Consider the following 17,397-nt stretch of genomic DNA (forward strand, 5'->3'; position numbering starts at 1 on the left):
GCTCCAAAAAGAAATTATAATGTAATGAACTGAAAAGCGAAAGGGAGAGCATCCATGACAAGCAGAACCAAAAGGACGATATGGTCGGTTCTAGCCGTGGTAATCATCGCGATTGTCGGCTTTGCCGTGTACTATTTTACATCCATTTATAATCAGCTGGATAATCTGCATAAAGAGGGTGCTAACTCCCCCTTCAAAAATGTAAAGCAGGTCGATCAGGTTCGTACACCAGAACCGCCCAAGTGGGAAGGTACCGATATGGTCAACATTTTGCTGATGGGTGTCGATGGCCGTGGCATCCAGAAAGGGGAAGTCCCCCGATCGGATAGCATGATGGTCGTATCACTGGACCCCGTGAAGAAAAAAATCCACTTGTTCTCTATTTTGCGTGATACGTACGTGGATATTCCCGGCTACGGAAAAAATCGAATCAATACTGCCATTACTCATGGCCCCAATACGGCCATGAAGACGGCTGGCGATCTATTGGGCATCCCAGTGCAATATTATGTGTATACGGATTTCCAAGGCTTTATCAAACTGGTAGACGCTGTAGGCGGCATTGATTTTGAAGTGGAAAAGGATATGCATTATACAAGTAATGCGGATAAGCATGAATACGATATTGATTTGAAAAAGGGTATGCAGCATCTGGACGGCAACACGGCGCTTCAATATGTGCGGTTCCGCCATGATGCCATGTCCGACTTCTCCCGTTCCGGACGGCAACGGGCATTTTTGGAGGCCGTAGCCCAGAAAATGCAGACCACAACTTCCATTGCTAATCTGCCAAGCATTTTAGAGCAGGTTAACCCGTACATTGATACGAATCTCAGTGTTAACGATATGTGGAAGCTGGCGAATGTAGGGTACCAAAGCAGCTTTGCAGGCAGCGAACAGGTTCCACCGATGAAGCTGCTTGGAGAAGAAAATGTGGGCGGCGCGGCAGTTCTTACCGTCCGCGATCCCGAAGAACTGAAATCATATGTGCAGGATATATTTAATAATCCTCCCACACAAACACAGGAACTAAATAAAGATCAGAACGAAACGAAACAGCCAGATAGTGCATCGTCTTCCAAGACGGATAAAGCTTCCTTTACAGGGGGCAGTAAAACCAGTAATGAGGATGCTTCCACACAATCAACAACAAAGACAGGACAAAAAGAGCTATAATGATGTATGCAGGGGCAGCCGTGAACGCTGCCCTTTGGCGTGTGTATACCCTATTTTAATGAACGGAAAGGAAGTTTTGATGATGAAACGGGATAACTCCGAAGCATTATATAAAGAAGCCCTGGAGCATATTGTCGGGGGCGTTAACAGCCCTTCACGCTCCTTTAAAGCTGTAGGCGGCGGCGCTCCAGTATTCATGAAACGCGCCCAAGGCGCTCATTTCTGGGACGAGGATGGCAATAAGTATATCGACTATTTGGCGGCCTACGGCCCTATTATTACCGGACATGCTCATCCCCATATTACCAAGGCCATCAGCGAAGCGGCTGCGAATGGCGTATTGTATGGAACCTCGACGGCATTGGAAATCAAACTGGCCAAGATGCTAAAAGAGGCCATTCCTTCTATGGATAAAGTTCGGTTTGTGAATTCCGGCACAGAAGCGGTCATGACGACGATTCGTGTGGCACGGGCCTATACTGGGCGGAACAAGATCATCAAATTTGCCGGCTGCTACCACGGTCACTCGGATCTGGTACTTGTAGCCGCAGGCTCCGGCCCTTCTACACTGGGCATACCTGACAGCGCAGGCATTACAACCAACATTGCCAGCGAGGTCATTACTGTGCCATTCAATGACCTTGACGCGTTGCGCCAAGCTTTGGAGCGCTGGAGCGACGATGTTGCGGCAGTCATGGTAGAGCCGATTGTCGGTAATTTCGGCATGGTGATGCCGCAGCCGGGTTATCTGGAAGGGCTGTGCTCGATGGCGCGGGCGAATGGCTCCCTCGTCATTTATGACGAGGTCATTACCGCCTTCCGTTTCCACTACGGCTCAACCCAAACGTATGCAGGTTTGGACAACCATGATGCGATTCAGCCGGATTTGACCGCACTGGGCAAAATCATGGGCGGCGGTCTGCCGATTGGTGCATACGGCGGCAGCAAGCAGATCATGGAGCAGGTTGCCCCACTCGGCCCAGCCTATCAGGCAGGTACAATGGCGGGCAACCCGGCTTCGATCTCGTCAGGCATCGCCTGCCTTGAAGTTCTTCAAGGGGAAGGCGTGTATGAAGAGATGGAACGTCTCGCTGTAAGACTGACAGACGGTATTCAGTCTTCCGCTGATCGCTACGGCGTGCCATTGACGATCAACCGCATTCGTGGAGCGTTCTCGACGCATTTCTGTGATCATCCGATCACGAATTACGCACAAGCGCAGGATACAGATAGCGAAGCGTTTGCTTCCTTCTTCCGTCACATGCTGGATCGCGGTATTCATCTGGCTCCATCCAAGTTCGAAGCGTGGTTCCTCACAACAGCGCATACGGATGAAGATGTGGATGCTACGCTGGAAGCGGCGGACGATTCGTTCCGGGCGATGTCACAAGGTAAATAAGCAGAGCAGTAAGCGATAGAAGGAATCAATGATAAGCTGGAAGCAGTCTGGAGATATGGGTACCTGACCAACGGGTATCTGACCTTTGGGGCTGCATTCCAGCTTTTTTAACCCTCAACTGTACCGGTACAGTTGTATGTTTTTTGGATTGTATCAAGTTATGCCATCCGGTTATATTGAGATAACAACAGGTTAAGGTCATGATTACGGAGGTTTATTATGCACAGTCGTTCCAGAAATGGAGCCGCCTATCTGGCAGCTCTGAGCTATGCAGCTATACTTGGATTTTCATTTTTATTTGTAAAATTGACGGTGACGGAGGCGAGCCCGCTGGATGTTATCGCCCACCGCTTTGCGCTGTCTTTTATCGCTTTGACCGTTCCAGTGCTGCTCGGTTGGATTAAGCTCAACATCAAGTTGCGTGACATTTTGCGCATTTTACCACTAGCATTGCTCTCCCCTCTGGTGTATTTTCCACTGCAAGCCTTCGGGCTGATGAGTACTTCTTCTTCGGAAGGCGGAATTATTCAAGCTACCGTTCCCATCTTTACACTTCTGTTAGCCTCCTATTTTCTTAAAGAGCGCATAACGGTGGTCCAAAAGATTTCCTTGCTGCTCTCTGTCTTTGGCGTCGTTTTTATATTTGTGATGAAAAGCGGGGCACCGCTAGCATCCAGTAGCTATGGTGGTATTCTTCTGCTCGTGCTCTCTGCTATATGCCTATCTGGCTATAACGTGCTGGCTCGTCCATTAACACAAAAGTACAGTCCAATGGAGCTGACCTACGTTACCTCCATTTTGGGATGTATCGTTTTTAATCTGGCGGCCTTAGGCTATCATGCCATGGACAGTTCCATGAGCGCCTATACTGCTCCACTGGTGAAGCCTGGTTACTGGATGGCACTAGTTTATCTAGGCATTCTGTCTACCCTCGTTACCTCGCTGTTATCGAGCTTTGCCTTGAAGTGGATCGAAGCCTCCAAAATGAGTGTGATCGGTAATTTATCCACCCTCATTTCCATGATTGCGGGTGCTTACATTTTGAAGGAACAGCTTGCCTACTATCACATTATTGGGGCTATAGTGATCATTATTGGCGTGGTGGGCACCAATTTCGGAGGACGAAAAAGCTTCACGCAGATCAAAACAACTTCGGCAAAATCGCAATAATGGATTAAGAGCAGACGCTAGACTGTCTAAAAAAAAGAAATCCCCAAGCTGGGCAATTCCAGCCTGGAGATTTCTTTTTTAACTTCATCGTTTTCGTGGACTAGATTGGATACGCCATGACACTCATTAATGCCAGCTCGGGCTGTGTCGTGTCCAGTCTGCTATATTGTACAATGATAGGCACATCGCTAGTGACCGTAATTGCGTAAGGAATACCTGTCGGAATCCGTTCGCCGGACTTTTCCAGCGAGGCTGTTCGGATATGGCGGGTTCGTCTTCCTTCCACCACCTCGATCAATCGCTCTAACGGCTCGCGGTCTTCAAAATAAATGTCTATGCTCAGCTTTGCCGCACGGTTTCCACAGTTCAGCACACATATACTCTCATGACTGAGCAGCTCTCCCCGGCTTTCCGGTGGAATATATCCATCGGGGATGACCCAGAATAAACTTCCTCGCGGCTGGTTAGCCGCCTTTTCCTGAGACTGTTCAGGTTCTCCCATGCCAATGGCCTCCTTTCAGCTATGAATACCTTCACACCTCTAAACCTTTTTTACCCGTATGGGTTCTCTTTGGTACGCAGCAGTTGAGCCAGAAAAGCAAGCGTCAATCCCTGGCCCCATCCCTGAATGCGTTTGTAGGGTACGTTGCGATAGCCATCTATATCGTTCATTACAGCAGTTCCAGCGGATACGCCAGTCACTGTGCCATCCTCTTTAATGCGGGAAAGGATACCGTCGATCGCCTTTTGCGTATATTTGTTAAACAATCGGCCCTGCATAAGCAAAGCAGTCGCAATCCCTGCCGAGCCGGAGGTTTCCAGATAAGAGGTATCATCATTCAGCACTGTATGCCATAGTCCTTCTGGGGATTGCAGCTGCACTAGTGCATTGAGCTGGTCACGCAGCGAGCCGTCGATGATCATATAAGATGGATGCTGGACCTCCACACATTTCAGCGCCTTGGCCATCGTGAGGGCTGCCCATGAATTGCCGCGCGCCCAGTATATTCCCGACATGCGGCTTTGGTTCGCATGATCCCAGCCGTGATAATACAAATTCGTATCCGGGTCCTGCAAAAATTCTTCATGCCCGTGATATTGCCGGATTCCATCCTCCCAATATGTCTTGTTGCCCAGCAAATGCCCAATCCGCAGCAGATAATAACCGGCCATAAACATCGTATCCACCCATGCTTGCTGCGGAAATACATCATGTAGTGAATTCACGGTATGCTGGAAAATGCCGTTGGCAAACCGCTCAGCCTTTTTGACCAAAAATTCTGCCATCTCGATGGCGATATCCAGGTATTTTTGCTCACCTGTAGCCTGATGTAGTGTCAACAAACAATGTCCAACAGAAACGCCGTTTACCGACAGAGGCGGAAGTCCATCCTCGATATTCTCGTCAACCCATTCTTTCAGCTTGGTCAAATACTTTCCATTGCCTGTTGCTTCATAGGCCTCGCATACTCCATAAAAGGCTACTCCACCCGGCCAATCCCAGCTATAGTGCATTTGAAACGTGCGTTCCACTACCCGGTCAATCACCTGTTTAATCTGTTCCTCATCAAAACTCAATGCGGGCATTGCTACGTCTCCTCCTTTGGTAAGCTTCACGTTAGTTGCCCTCCTTGCCACCTGTTCCAAAAAAGGTCATCCGTCAACGTAAGTACATGCGCAGCGGTTGCAAATCCAGTTCCTTCACAGCCGCCGCCACCATATTTGCAATCCGGATCGCACCATTCTCATGAAAATGCGTATTATCCTCCAGGCCGCCGGAAAAGTTCATGTATTCCCCAGGCAGCAGCCACATAAAAAACTCCTTGCTTTCTTCAGGGCCCAGCTCTTCATATAACTCCTGCGTGCGGGCAGACAAATCAATGAGCGGCACGTTCGCTTCTTCTGCCAACTCGCGAACCGCCGTTATATAGTCGCCATGTGTATCAGACAGCGTACCATCCTCGTTAAAATAGCGACGATGTACAGGCGTAATCAGCACCGGGGTTCCGCCCTTGCTTCTCGCTCCGTCGATATATAGGCGCAAATGCTCCGTGTAGGTCGTAAAAGGCTCCGTGGCCCGTTCGGGATCAGGCTTCTGATCATTATGACCGAACTGGATGAACAGGAAGTCTCCTGTCTTCATTTCTCCCAAAATAGCATCCAGACGTCCCTCGTCCACGAAGCTTTTGGAGCTTCGTCCCGATACAGCGTGATTATCCACGCAGACATCATGCTTGAACAGGGCTGGCAAAGCCTGACCCCAGCCTGTATAAGGATAGCCGGACAGCCCTTGATCCGTAACCGTAGAGTCTCCGGCTAGGAATAGTCGGAGACTCTGCAGTGCGGGTGCAATTTCCAGAGCATTGAGCCGTGGCGCAGTGCCAGATACGGTGAGGCGCAGTCTGCCGCCTCGGACAGGCACCGTAAACATCGCCTCCGTGAACTGGCCTGGCAGCGTGTGGACGGGAGGCAGCATATGTTTGCCCTCGCCAGCCCGTAGCCGCGTGAGCGTTTCTGCCAGTGGATCGCCGAGCAATACGGTGACCAAAACTATTCCGTCCGGTACATCTGCAACAAACGAAGCGTTCAGTGGAATACAAAAGCTGCTGCGCAGCCGTGTATGTGCATCCTTGGCTGGATTCTGCCTTTGTCGCCCGTACACATGCTCTGTAGTCTCGAAGCCATAGCCCTGTTCAGCTGTATATATGCAATCCGGGGACACGGCCTTGTAGCCATCCGCAGGCTCTCCCGGACCAAAGTCAAACTTCCACATTTTACTCACTCCTCGGTCTTAACCCTTCAGGCCACTCGTGCTCATTCCTTCTACAATTTGTTTTTGGAAAGCGAAGAATACAGCGATAACAGGTAGCAGGCTTAAGATGGACATCGCGAACATTCCTCCCCAGTTGGAGGCTGACTCGCTATCGAGGAACATTTTGAGTGCAATCGATACGGTATATTTCTCTGGAGAGTTCAGATACAATACCGGACCTAACAGATCCTCCCACTTCCAGTAGAATGAGAAGATGGCCGCCGTTGCCAGCGAGGATTTGAGCAAGGGTAAAATAATCCGAAAATACAACCGGAACTTGCCACATCCATCAATCGTCGCCGCTTCATCCAACTCTGCTGGAATCGTGCGTATAAACTGCACCATCAGAAAGATGAAGAACGGCATCCCGAAAAAGGATGGTACTACCAACGGTAAGATTGTATTGATCCATCCAAGCTTGGTGAAAATGATATATTGCGGTACCAGCACTACATCTCCTGGCAGCATCAGCGTCACCATCATCAGAGCAAACCACAAGTTACGCCCTTTGAATTTCAAGCGTGCGAAGCCAAATGCGATCAATGAGGAGGAAAGCACAGCGCCAATCGTGGAAATCACTACGATCGTAAGCGAATTTAGAATATATGTGCCGAAGTTATAACCCGTCGTGCCTTTCCAGCCTGTTACATAGTTTTGCCAAATCCATTCTGTAGGGAAAAGTGAGGAGGCTGTGACGAATATCGTCCGACTTTCTTTAAATGAGCTGAACAGCATCCAAAACACGGGATACAGCATTAGGAGCGCTAGTGCAGCAACCAGAATGTGATAAATTGGCCATTTGAACGTTTTCCATGCCATTGGTATCAGCGCCCCTTTTCCGTTTCATAAAATACCCAAAATTTGGATGTTATAAATAAAATCGCAGTCAGTATCGCAATCATAATAAGCATGACCCAAGCCATAGCCGCCGCATATCCCATATTGCTGAACATAAACGCCTGCCGGAACAGATACAGTGAATGCAGCATCGTTCCATCCATTGGACCACCCTCACCCTTGGAGATAACATAGGCCGGGACGAAGGTCATAAACGCACTGATCGTCTGCATAATCAGGTTAAATAAAATAATCGGACTTAGCAGCGGCAGCGTAATACTGAAAAATTTTCGTACTGGCGTAGCTCCATCTACACTGGATGCCTCGTACATCTCATGCGGAATATTCTTCAACCCTGCCAGAAAAATAAGCATGGATGAACCAAATTGCCATACAGACAAGGTGATCAGCATCATTAGCGAAGCATCTGGATCACCAAACCATTTCACCGGGGTTGCCCCCAAGGCCGTAAGCAAGCTGTTAACAATGCCCTCATTACTGAAAATATTGCGCCACATGATGGACACTGCCACGCTCCCCCCGATAATAGAAGGCAGATAGTACATCGTCCGATAGGTGCCAACCATGCGTGACTTGGTATTCAAAATCATAGCCACAAACAAAGCGAAAATCAGCCGCAACGGTACGCCGACCAATACATACGTAAACGTGACCCTGATCGAATTCCAGTATTTCGGGTCGCCTGTGAACATTTTTTCGAAGTTACCCAGACCAATCCATTTGGGCGGGGTGAACAGATTGTAGCTGGTAAAGGACAGATACAGCGAAATAAACATTGGAATTAACGTAAATGCCAGAAAGCCCACAATAAACGGGCTGATAAACGCATATCCGGTCATATTGGCTTTCAAGCTCTGATGATTTCGCAAGATCATCAAGCCTCCCCTCTGTTGCATTTTAAGAATTTGCGTACGTGCAAGTATAAACTATACGTTGTTATATGAATTATCCTGTGATATCTACAAAGGTTGCCTCTACGATGGGTTCGTCGGATCAACCGTGCGCAATCATGCTTGGCCCTACGCACGGTTAACCTAACGAAACGTTCCTTCAACCCTGCATTATTACTGCTTGTTATTCGCAAGGATAGTATTCGCATCAGCCCGGAATTTGACCGCTGCGTCTTCAGGCGTCATCTGTCCAAAATTGACTTGCTCAATATAATCGGTCAGAGTAGCAATCACTTCCGGCGATCCAACCGGCGGCGGCGGGCTCATTGGAGAAGCTTTTGGCTCCATGGAAGCCACAAATTCAAACACCTGCTTCGTTGCCTCGCTCAATTCCGGCGCTACAGCTTCTTTTATTTTGGTAGAAATCGGTACGCCACGTTCGCCTTTAATCAATTTATTCGCTTCTACATCATTCATCCAGAAATCAATAAATTTTGCGGCCTCATCCTTCACCTGTGAACGGGAAGCCACTGCCCAGTACATGGTAGGCTGCATATACACGCCTTTTTCCATATTCGGTCCAAACATCGGAGCAAGCGCCATTGGGCGATTAACGACCTGTTGTAAGCCCACATATTGATTGGACCACTGCCAAATGCCGATGCCTGTTCCTTTAACGATATCCGATTCCTCAAGAATTCCCTTGGTTTGGTTCATGACTTCAGGAGTTGGTGTCGCTCCCTTTTTAATTAGCTCAGCTAAAACGCCGAAGAAATCAACAAACAGCTTATCGTCGTCATACCCCAATCCTGTTCCTTCGGTATTGTAGAGAGATTTTCCATGTGTCCGCAAATAGTAGTGGAAGAAAATATCCGCAGCCATTGAGCTGTCAAAGTAAACTTTATTAGAGGCTGCCTTCAAAGCAAGCTCTTTGTATTGATCCCATGTCCAGTCGTCAGGAATTTTGTCTATGCCCGCTTTTTTGAGCAATGCCGGATCATATTGGAAGCCCAGCACATTGACACCTGTTGGAATACCATATTGCTTTCCGGCAATGATCCCGGTTTTGAGTACATTTTCGTTCACATCAGCGACTTGGATTTTCTGATTCAAGTAAGGCGCCATATCCTCCAGTTGGCCGTTCTTCGCATATTGGCTAATATACGAAATGTCCATCTGTACGATATCCGGCAGTTGGTTTGCTGCCGCCTGCGGGGCGAGCTTCTTCCAGTAGTCATCAAAAGAGGCATATTCCACATCAATCGTCACATTCGGATTTTTTTGCTTATACAAATCGATAACCTTCTGCGTATATTCGTGGCGCGTATCCGATCCCCACCAAGCGATCCGCAACTTTACTTTCCCGTCTGCACTTGTGCCCGAATTGCCTCCACCGTCTGCTCCACTACATGCCGTCGTCAAAACGAGCAGCATCGCTATGATCAGAAACCATCCCTTTTTGCCCACCTATCTCTCCCCTTTTCGCTGTTCTAGAAAGGAGCCCTATTACAAGTAACAATGTACTTACGCAAATTTGATAGCGTTTACATTTGCTCCTGTAGTTATTTTCCCAAATGCAGAGAAACATTGGAATACACAAATCCGATTTCAAAGGTTTAAAAAACAGAGGGACTCAGCAGCTCATCCCCGTTCGTGTGATTTAATGTACTCGGACGGTGTCATACCTGCCCATTTTTTGAACACCTGGCTAAAATATTGCGCATTCCCGCCGAAGCCGAACCATTCTGCCAGCTCAAACACCTTTACGTCTCCCGTCTCCCGAATATGCTCAGCCGCACGTTCGATCCGGTAACGATTGACGTAGTGCGAAAAGTTTTCGCCCGTCACTTTTTTGAAAATTTTCCCTAAGTAATCGGAATTCATATAGAGCATTTGCCCCGCCACTCCGTTCAGTGAAAGATCGGATTTTCTATAGTTTTGCTCAATAATTGTGATCATTTTATCCACCGTGGAAGATTGGCGGTATACATTGCTTTTATAATAAATTGCGGTCATTCGTTCGGCAGCTTCCTGTACAAAAGATTTGAGACATGCCAGTGTTTTTTGCTCTGCCAGCACGACCATTCGGCTCGTGAACGCCGCACGCTCTTCTTCAGGGCATATACGGATCATGGCCGCATAGAGCTGTAGCACATAAGAACGGGTTACGGAGATTTCTAGCTTCATACGGGACAGGATGCCAAACAGCCGATCCACTTCCTGCGCAACCTCCTCCCTATTTCCAGCCTTGATCAGCAGGCCGAACTTCTCCTCGTCCAGCTCCAAATCTGCCATCTCCCGGGTGTCCTCAGCCGCCAAATCCTCCTTCGTAATGAGACTCCCCTCTCCGGTGTAAAAGCGGTGATTCATACAATGCAAAGTCTCCCGGTACATCCCCCGCGAATGCTGCATGCTATCCGAGTCGCTAACTGCGACGGTCACCTCCAGCTTATAAAAGCGGTGAAATGTCGTACGTACCGCTTCAATCTGTTTCATAAATCGTGACGTGTCATCCTCACTTTCCAGCACAATTAGCAGCTGCCCTTGCATAGTCGTACTGAGCAAGACATGATCCATTAAATCCCCTGCTATATTTTGCAAAGCAAACAAATGCTCCGGCTCGTGGGACTCCTCCACCCGCAGCAGCAGCATTCGAACCTGCTTATCTTGCAACTCCAGACCGAACAAACGCTCATAAAAAGCGATATCACGGCTGCCGTAAGTTTTATAGGAAATAAACTCCTTCAAAAAATGCTCCTTTACATGCGGCAACATACGCTGAAAATCAAGCTTCATCCGGTTCACAAACTGCTTGCGTTCTTCCTGTTCCTCTCGCTCCTGTCCCAACTCTGTCAGAGCGTCATGAATTTGCCGCTCGTTGCAGGGCTTCAACAAGTAGTGCTTCACCCCGTATTGCATAGCCCGACAGGCATAGTCAAAATCTTTGTAACCTGACAACAGAATAAACCGAACGTCTGGAAAATGCTCCGTCGTTTTGGCAACGAGTCCGATACCGTCCAGTCCTGGCATAGAAATATCGCTGATCACAAAATCAGGCGGACTCGCCTGGATCTGATCGTATGCCTCAATTCCATTACGCGCCGTACCTACCAGCCTTGTTCCTGCCTTGCCCCAATCGACCACCTGTGATATGCCTTCCAAAATCATACGCTCATCATCAACCAGTAGCACCTTGTACACGACCCTGATCCCCTTTCACATATGGAATACAGACATGAATTGACGTTCCTGCTCCTGACTCGCTATGCAGCTCTATCCCCCAAGGTGTACCAAATGTCAGGTTAATCCGTTCTTGAATATTCGCAAGTCCAATACCCCGCCCACGGGTGGTGATCTGTCCGCTCCGCAGCTTTTCCAAGAAATCCGGGGTCATTCCAGGTCCGTCATCTTCAACCCGCAGGAACAGCGTCCCCTCGTTTTCTCTGACCACAATTGTGATCCGACACGGTTCAATACGCGGCTCCAGCGCATAATGAATCGCATTCTCCACCAAGGGCTGAAGCGTTAGCTTCGGAATTTGCGCGTCCATCAATTCTTCCGGGACATCGAGCTGGAAAACGAGACGTTCATCAAAACGTGTTTTTTGGATCGTTACGTAGCTTCTCACGATATCCAGCTCTTTTTGAAGCGGAATCAGCTGTTCTTCAAAACTGACCGCGCTGCGTAGTAGAAACGCAAGGGCTTCCACCATTTCTGAAATCCGGTCCTGCTTGTTGGCCTTGGCGAGCCAGTTCACAGACTCTAATGTATTGTATAAAAAATGTGGATTTATCTGTGCCTGAAGCGCCTTTAGCTCTGTTTCCCGCAGCAGTAGCTGCTTGGCAACATTCTCATTAATAAGCTCACGGATACGGCGGATCATCTTCTTATACGTCCGATGTAGTAAGCCTACCTCATCCTGTGTGGAAAGGGGGACCGCTCCAAGCGCTTCCTCTTCCAGACGGTCGAGATCACCTTTTTCTATTTTACGCATGTTCTGGATCAACTGAACGATCGGTTGGGTAATGCTGCCCGATAACCTAGCGCCCAGCGCCAGTGCAACAAGCAGCATAATTACAAAAATTGCGCTTACAATTTCTTTGATTATCGTAATACTGCGAAACATATCATCAAAGGGAGTCATATGTAAATACGTCCAGCCCGTATAAGAGGATTTGATTTGAGCAGCAAAAAAGGTCCCGCCTGTATAGGTCGCGATCCCGTAAGGCTGCTTCCTCCCAAGCTCTGCCTGAATATCGCTCTCACTCAAAAGCGGTGTTTCGGGATAAATCATCCGTCTTCCGTCTGTAATCATCAACTGTCCGTCACGGCCGGAGGTCTGCACACGATCCGCTACAATCCGGTCAATTCGCACACGAATCGCAAGCGTTCCAAGCCCGTTCAGCGTAAAATTGGAATCGGTAAAAGATTTGAATTGCCGTGCTGCCAGCAAGGAGGAATGGCCTGCCGCATACCATGCATGGGAGCCGTCATATTTGTCTGCCAACTCCGACAGGGTGGATCGAAGCTCTTGGGGGATACCTTCGCGGTTGCCCGCACTCATCACCTGTCCCTCTTTGTCGATTACCATCATAGAATAGACATAGGTTTCAGAGCCGGCAAAGGCAATAAGCCTATTCGTTATTTTTTTGCGCAGTACCATTTTGACATAAGGTGACGTTTCCTTTTCCAACTGGAGCAAATAACGCTGAAGCTGCTCGTCCGTTATTACCTTAAAAGTAACCTTTTCAACATCCTTCAGTTCATTTTCAATGCCAATTGAAGAAATATTTAGTACCTCGGATGTCTTTTTGTACATTTGATTATCATAAATATGAAATACGTATTTAAGTATGACTGCAACAACCGCAAAATTAACCAGCATGAGCACCGTAATCAACAGTACCATCTTATGATGGATTCCAGCATTTTTGTAAGCGCTCTTAAAATAGGTAATCAGTACATGTCGCCTCCTTCGCTCATCCTGCACGGTCCAGCTCAAAATGGAGAAAACTCAATATATTATACAAAATACCCCATGCCTTGGTCATTCGGCAAGAGGTATTTGGGTTTGCTTAGCGTTGATCGTTTGCTTTCGATTTGTCCGCCTTGCTCATATATTCGTCATATCGGTCATCAAGTTCACGTGCCATACTCCGGTATTTTCGCGTCTCTTCGACAATAGGGTCTATTTGAGTCTGAACCCGCACCTCATATTTGGGGCTGAGTCGTTCCCGTTTTTTGGCCTCATTCTCACGAATTTCGCCTTCCGTCAGCAGTTCACTGAGCTGGCGTTCCAATTCTTCGGATTGGCTCATCGCGATTTCCTCCTTCAGGATGATGGTTACGTAGTATTATAACCCGGTTGCGTCCGCTTCTTTCAGCACTTGAATAAGTTGAGAATGAATAGCTGTATTCGTAGCTACAACATGCCGTACACTCAGGTCATAAGGTTGGCCTAATGTGTTCGTAATGGTGCCTCCTGATTCCTGTACCAACAAAGCACCCGCGGCCACATCCCAAGCATTCAAACCGATTTCGCAATAAGCGGACAAACGTCCCGACGCCACATAAGCCAAATGCAAGGCTGCCGAGCCGAGCGCCCGAATGCCCCGTACTTGAGGTGTAAGAACCTGCGTAATTTTCATATTCAACGGTTGTGCATACGTACGATCCGGCGGGAAGCCGATGCACACCAGACTATCTCCCAGCGTTTCTTCTTTCGATGCTTGCATACGATTTCCGTGGACGTATGCGCCTTTTCCCTTTTCCGCTACAAACATTTCATCGCGGGACGGATCATAAATTACACCGACAATTACCTCTCCACGATGAGCCAAGGCAATAGACACACTGTAGTACGGCAGACTGTGCACGAAATTGGTAGTGCCGTCTACCGGATCAATGATCCATAAATATTCCTCTTCACGGGCAGCCTCTAATGCTCGGGCTGAAGCTTCAGCTCCCGGCTCTACCCCTTCTTCACCCAAAATGGCATGATCGGGAAAATGGGTGAGGATGAGTCTGCGAATCATCTGTTCTGCACCTTTATCTACCTCGGTTACTAGATCGGTCGAAGATTGCTTGGTATTCAATTGTTCAACAGTGCCCAGTCTGCTCTTAATCCATTCCCCGGCTTTGGATGCCGCATTAATAGCCACGGCCGTATAGCTTTTTCCTGATACGATATAGGGAACCTTTTCGTTTTCATGTTCGTTCAACGTGTTCACTCTACTTTCTATATCATTGTTACGTGGTTTACGAATCTGCCCTGCAGACAGTCTCTTAACCATCTCTGTTTCAGTACAAGTTTGCTAGTTTACACATTCTAGTATACACAATAAGCTTCATAAAGTTTCTCCATATGGAAGCTTTATCCGCAAAATACTACTTTTTAAGGCGTAATTTCTATGGAAGCCCCATCCAACACTTTGACCCCGTTATCTTCCTGAAGACGCAGTTCATTCATTAATCCGAACAATGCTTCATCCTTAAGTTTGGCTTCAAGCATGACATCAATCCGATCCGTATATCCAGAAATATTACGCAGAAAGGTCAGCAACGGCTCCACCAGAACACCGTCTGCATGACCACGAGGGTCTTTTTCACTTTTAGGACTGGAGGCATGAATTTTGGGCGGCAATGGATGATCAGTAGAAGATCCGGCTTGAGCCAATTCCCCTTTCCAGGTCTCCAATATATCCGGCCATAGCTCCCACGGCTTTTCCCCCTCGTTATTGACCCATTGATGATGAATATCGAGAACCATCGGCAAGCCCGTTATTTTGCAAGCTTCCAGTGTTTCCACCGCATTGAACGTTTTGTCATCATTTTCCAATGTTAACCGTTGTCTTAATGAAAGATCCAGGGCATTCACTTGCTCTACAAAACGCTGACCTGAGGTCACCTTATCTCCGTAGGCACCACCAATATGAATGTTGTTCTTGGCTTCAGCACCAAGTCCCATGGCCTCCAGCATCGCCACGTGGTACTTCAGATCATTAATGGAGCTCTGTAACACTTCAGGACGGGGAGTGCTGAGCACTGTAAAATGATCGGGGTGAAACGATACTCTCATCTTATTCGCCTTGACATAGTCCCCCACCTCTGCAAAATCAGCGGCAAGCGCCTCAAACGGGTCCCAGTCCCGCAGATCCTGATGGGTCGCAAGCGGAATCAGCTTGGATGAGAAACGATAGACCTGAATATCACTCGCACGATTATGACGCAGCAGCCTCAATGTATTATGGAGATTTTCGGCTGCAATCCGTTCTAGCTTGCGGATCGCCGCTTCTCGGTCTCCGATCTTGTTAAAGCTGGCCATGGTCATGGTTTTAGAAGGGGATGCATTTTGCACGGTGACTGACATGGCAACATATCCGAACCTTACGATCATAGATGTCCTTCCTTTCAGCAGTTCGCAGTAGATGGCAAGGCCGCTTTCATTCTGTGACCTAAACCCCTTTTCTACTGATCATACCCGGAAAAGCACCTGCTGATTCGGTGTATTGCACAAAACTGTAAGAAACAAACAGCTAGGATTGCTGCTGTGCTCCAAAAAACATTTCATCCGCCAATGCGGTCTGAATTCTTGATTCCTCTTCATTCAGCTTACGAATGAGAGTCATTTCTACCTCGGTCACTTCGTCACCTTGGAAATTGATTTCGGCGATACAGCCCACAATCTGAACGATGGCTACTGCCACGTTGTCCACGCTATATGCGATGACCTTCTGTCCTGTCGGAAAAACGCGCAGTCCGGATTTAACCATTTTGCCACGTCCATATTCCAGCAGTTCATAAAGTTCTTGTTCGCTCTTGAATTTGCACACCGAGTTAAATTCAGTTTGAAAGCCCATGTCTAGCCGCCACCTTTCATATTTTAGGGTTTGGTAAAATGCTCAAGTACATCAATATATATGAACAAAAAGGAGAGTGATCAGCTCCCCTTCATTTTTTTCGTTTATGAGTTCTCATAGTGCAGTGCCGACCGGCGCTCATAACGCTCCAGTGCAAGAGCAATCATGCGATCCAGTAGACTTACATAGGATACGCCGGTTTCTCTCCACAACAATGGATACATGCTGAACGGTGTAAAGCCAGGCATCGTATTCACTTCATTAATAAGGATATGTCCATCTGAGCGTCTGACGAAGAAATCTGCACGGGAAATCCCACAACCTTCCAGAGCGCGGAAAGCTTGCAATGCGGCTTCACGGATACGATCTGCCACTTCCTCGTCCAGTGGTGCCGGAATGAGCATTTCCGATTGACCATCGGTATATTTGGCAGCATAGTCGTAGTAATCACTCGACGACACAATTTCACCGGGTACCGAGGCAATCGGCTCATCATTGCCAAGTACGCTGACCTCAATCTCACGGGCATCGACGTACTCTTCCACGATCACCTTCAGATCAAATTGCAAAGCCAGATCTACAGCCTTTTCCAGTTCTTCTCGGTTACTCGCTTTGGAAATACCGACACTTGATCCCAGATTAGCTGGTTTGACAAAGCAAGGATAACCTAACTCAGTTTCTATGTTACGCACCAAGTCATGACCGGTTTGTGCCCACTGTGTACTATTAAAATAGCAGTATTTCACTTGCGGCAATCCTGCATGCTCAAACAGCTTCTTCATGACGCCTTTATCCATACCTGCTGCCGAAGCCAGCACTCCTGCCCCGACATAGGGCATATCCGCCATTTCGAACAGACCCTGAATCGTTCCGTCCTCGCCAAAGGTGCCGTGCAGCAGCGGAAACAGTACATCCAGTGTCTGCTCTCCATACAGCTTGCCGAACAACGTATCTAATGCCGCCTTGGTGCCGCCCTCAGCATGCTCCAGCTTCAATTGCTCTACAGTAGTCAGAGGCGCATTTAACAGCGTCCCTCTACGCCAATCGCCAGCCTTCGTAATATAAAAAGGAATAATCTCGTATTTCTCATAGTTAAAAGCGTTCATTACCGCATACGCCGTTTGCAGCGATACCTCATGTTCGCCCGATTTACCACCGTACACCAGCCCTACGGACAATTTTTGATTTGCCATGCCTATCCTCCGCTTTCTTGCTTTCGTCATTGTGCCTGAT

General features: G+C 48.0%; 16 protein-coding genes. 3 read left to right on the forward strand and 13 right to left on the reverse strand.

Annotated elements, in window-relative coordinates; translation table 11 throughout:
• Positions 1 to 54: 54 nt before the first annotated feature.
• The 3 genes from ACXHJ2_RS19385 (at position 55) to ACXHJ2_RS19395 (ending at position 3,745) form a co-directional block, all read left to right on the forward strand.
• Entirely contained in the window at positions 55 to 1,176 is a 1,122-nt protein-coding gene (locus ACXHJ2_RS19385; protein ID WP_165082871.1) for an LCP family protein, read from the forward strand.
• An 82-nt stretch (positions 1,177 to 1,258) separates the two neighbouring features.
• Entirely contained in the window at positions 1,259 to 2,575 is a 1,317-nt protein-coding gene (locus tag ACXHJ2_RS19390) for a glutamate-1-semialdehyde 2,1-aminomutase (protein WP_017428424.1), read from the forward strand.
• Positions 2,576 to 2,794: 219 nt separating this feature from the next.
• A complete protein-coding gene (locus ACXHJ2_RS19395) occupies positions 2,795 to 3,745 on the forward strand; it encodes a DMT family transporter (protein WP_165082873.1) in 951 nt (316 codons plus the stop codon).
• 100 nt (positions 3,746 to 3,845) lie between these two features.
• Here ACXHJ2_RS19395 and ACXHJ2_RS19400 read toward each other — a convergent pair whose 3' ends face one another.
• The 13 genes from ACXHJ2_RS19400 to ACXHJ2_RS19460 all read right to left on the reverse strand — a co-directional run bounded on the left by ACXHJ2_RS19400 (position 3,846) and on the right by ACXHJ2_RS19460 (position 17,357).
• Complete coding sequence (locus ACXHJ2_RS19400) at positions 3,846 to 4,247, reverse strand: sensory rhodopsin transducer (RefSeq protein ID WP_165082875.1); 402 nt, start codon at positions 4,245 to 4,247, stop codon at positions 3,846 to 3,848.
• Positions 4,248 to 4,297: 50 nt separating this feature from the next.
• Positions 4,298 to 5,332 carry a glycoside hydrolase family 88/105 protein gene (locus ACXHJ2_RS19405; protein WP_165083024.1) on the reverse strand — a complete coding sequence of 345 codons (1,035 nt, stop codon included), beginning with the start codon at positions 5,330 to 5,332 and terminating at the stop codon, positions 4,298 to 4,300.
• 73 nt (positions 5,333 to 5,405) lie between these two features.
• Positions 5,406 to 6,518 (reverse strand): rhamnogalacturonan acetylesterase, encoded by a 1,113-nt coding sequence (locus tag ACXHJ2_RS19410; RefSeq protein WP_165082877.1) that lies wholly within the window; start codon positions 6,516 to 6,518, stop codon positions 5,406 to 5,408.
• Between the two features lie 18 nt (positions 6,519 to 6,536).
• On the reverse strand, positions 6,537 to 7,376 hold the full coding sequence (locus ACXHJ2_RS19415) for a carbohydrate ABC transporter permease (RefSeq protein WP_013369435.1): 840 nt from the start codon (positions 7,374 to 7,376) through the stop codon (positions 6,537 to 6,539).
• A 5-nt stretch (positions 7,377 to 7,381) separates the two neighbouring features.
• Positions 7,382 to 8,290, reverse strand: coding sequence for a carbohydrate ABC transporter permease (locus tag ACXHJ2_RS19420; protein ID WP_165082879.1), 909 nt, complete (start codon positions 8,288 to 8,290; stop codon positions 7,382 to 7,384).
• Between the two features lie 189 nt (positions 8,291 to 8,479).
• Positions 8,480 to 9,772: an ABC transporter substrate-binding protein gene (locus ACXHJ2_RS19425; protein ID WP_165082881.1), complete on the reverse strand. Its 1,293-nt coding sequence runs from the start codon at positions 9,770 to 9,772 to the stop codon at positions 8,480 to 8,482.
• A 174-nt stretch (positions 9,773 to 9,946) separates the two neighbouring features.
• Positions 9,947 to 11,506 (reverse strand): response regulator transcription factor, encoded by a 1,560-nt coding sequence (locus tag ACXHJ2_RS19430; protein ID WP_165082883.1) that lies wholly within the window; start codon positions 11,504 to 11,506, stop codon positions 9,947 to 9,949.
• Positions 11,484 to 13,214 carry a sensor histidine kinase gene (locus tag ACXHJ2_RS19435; RefSeq protein ID WP_238791094.1) on the reverse strand — a complete coding sequence of 577 codons (1,731 nt, stop codon included), beginning with the start codon at positions 13,212 to 13,214 and terminating at the stop codon, positions 11,484 to 11,486. Before ACXHJ2_RS19435 ends, ACXHJ2_RS19430 begins: the two co-directional genes overlap by 23 nt.
• A 166-nt stretch (positions 13,215 to 13,380) precedes the next feature.
• Positions 13,381 to 13,623, reverse strand: a complete 243-nt coding sequence (locus tag ACXHJ2_RS19440) for a hypothetical protein (protein WP_165082885.1) — start codon at positions 13,621 to 13,623, stop codon at positions 13,381 to 13,383.
• Between the two features lie 36 nt (positions 13,624 to 13,659).
• Entirely contained in the window at positions 13,660 to 14,526 is an 867-nt protein-coding gene (locus tag ACXHJ2_RS19445) for an inositol monophosphatase family protein (RefSeq protein WP_017428433.1), read from the reverse strand.
• A gap of 173 nt (positions 14,527 to 14,699) precedes the next feature.
• Positions 14,700 to 15,701 carry a UV DNA damage repair endonuclease UvsE gene (gene uvsE / locus ACXHJ2_RS19450; RefSeq protein ID WP_058831220.1) on the reverse strand — a complete coding sequence of 334 codons (1,002 nt, stop codon included), beginning with the start codon at positions 15,699 to 15,701 and terminating at the stop codon, positions 14,700 to 14,702.
• A gap of 139 nt (positions 15,702 to 15,840) precedes the next feature.
• Entirely contained in the window at positions 15,841 to 16,164 is a 324-nt protein-coding gene (locus ACXHJ2_RS19455; protein WP_016819326.1) for a hypothetical protein, read from the reverse strand.
• A gap of 104 nt (positions 16,165 to 16,268) precedes the next feature.
• A complete protein-coding gene (locus ACXHJ2_RS19460) occupies positions 16,269 to 17,357 on the reverse strand; it encodes a D-alanine--D-alanine ligase (RefSeq protein ID WP_165082887.1) in 1,089 nt (362 codons plus the stop codon).
• Positions 17,358 to 17,397: the final 40 nt, after the last annotated feature.

The organism is Paenibacillus sp. ALE3 (assembly GCF_054113405.1).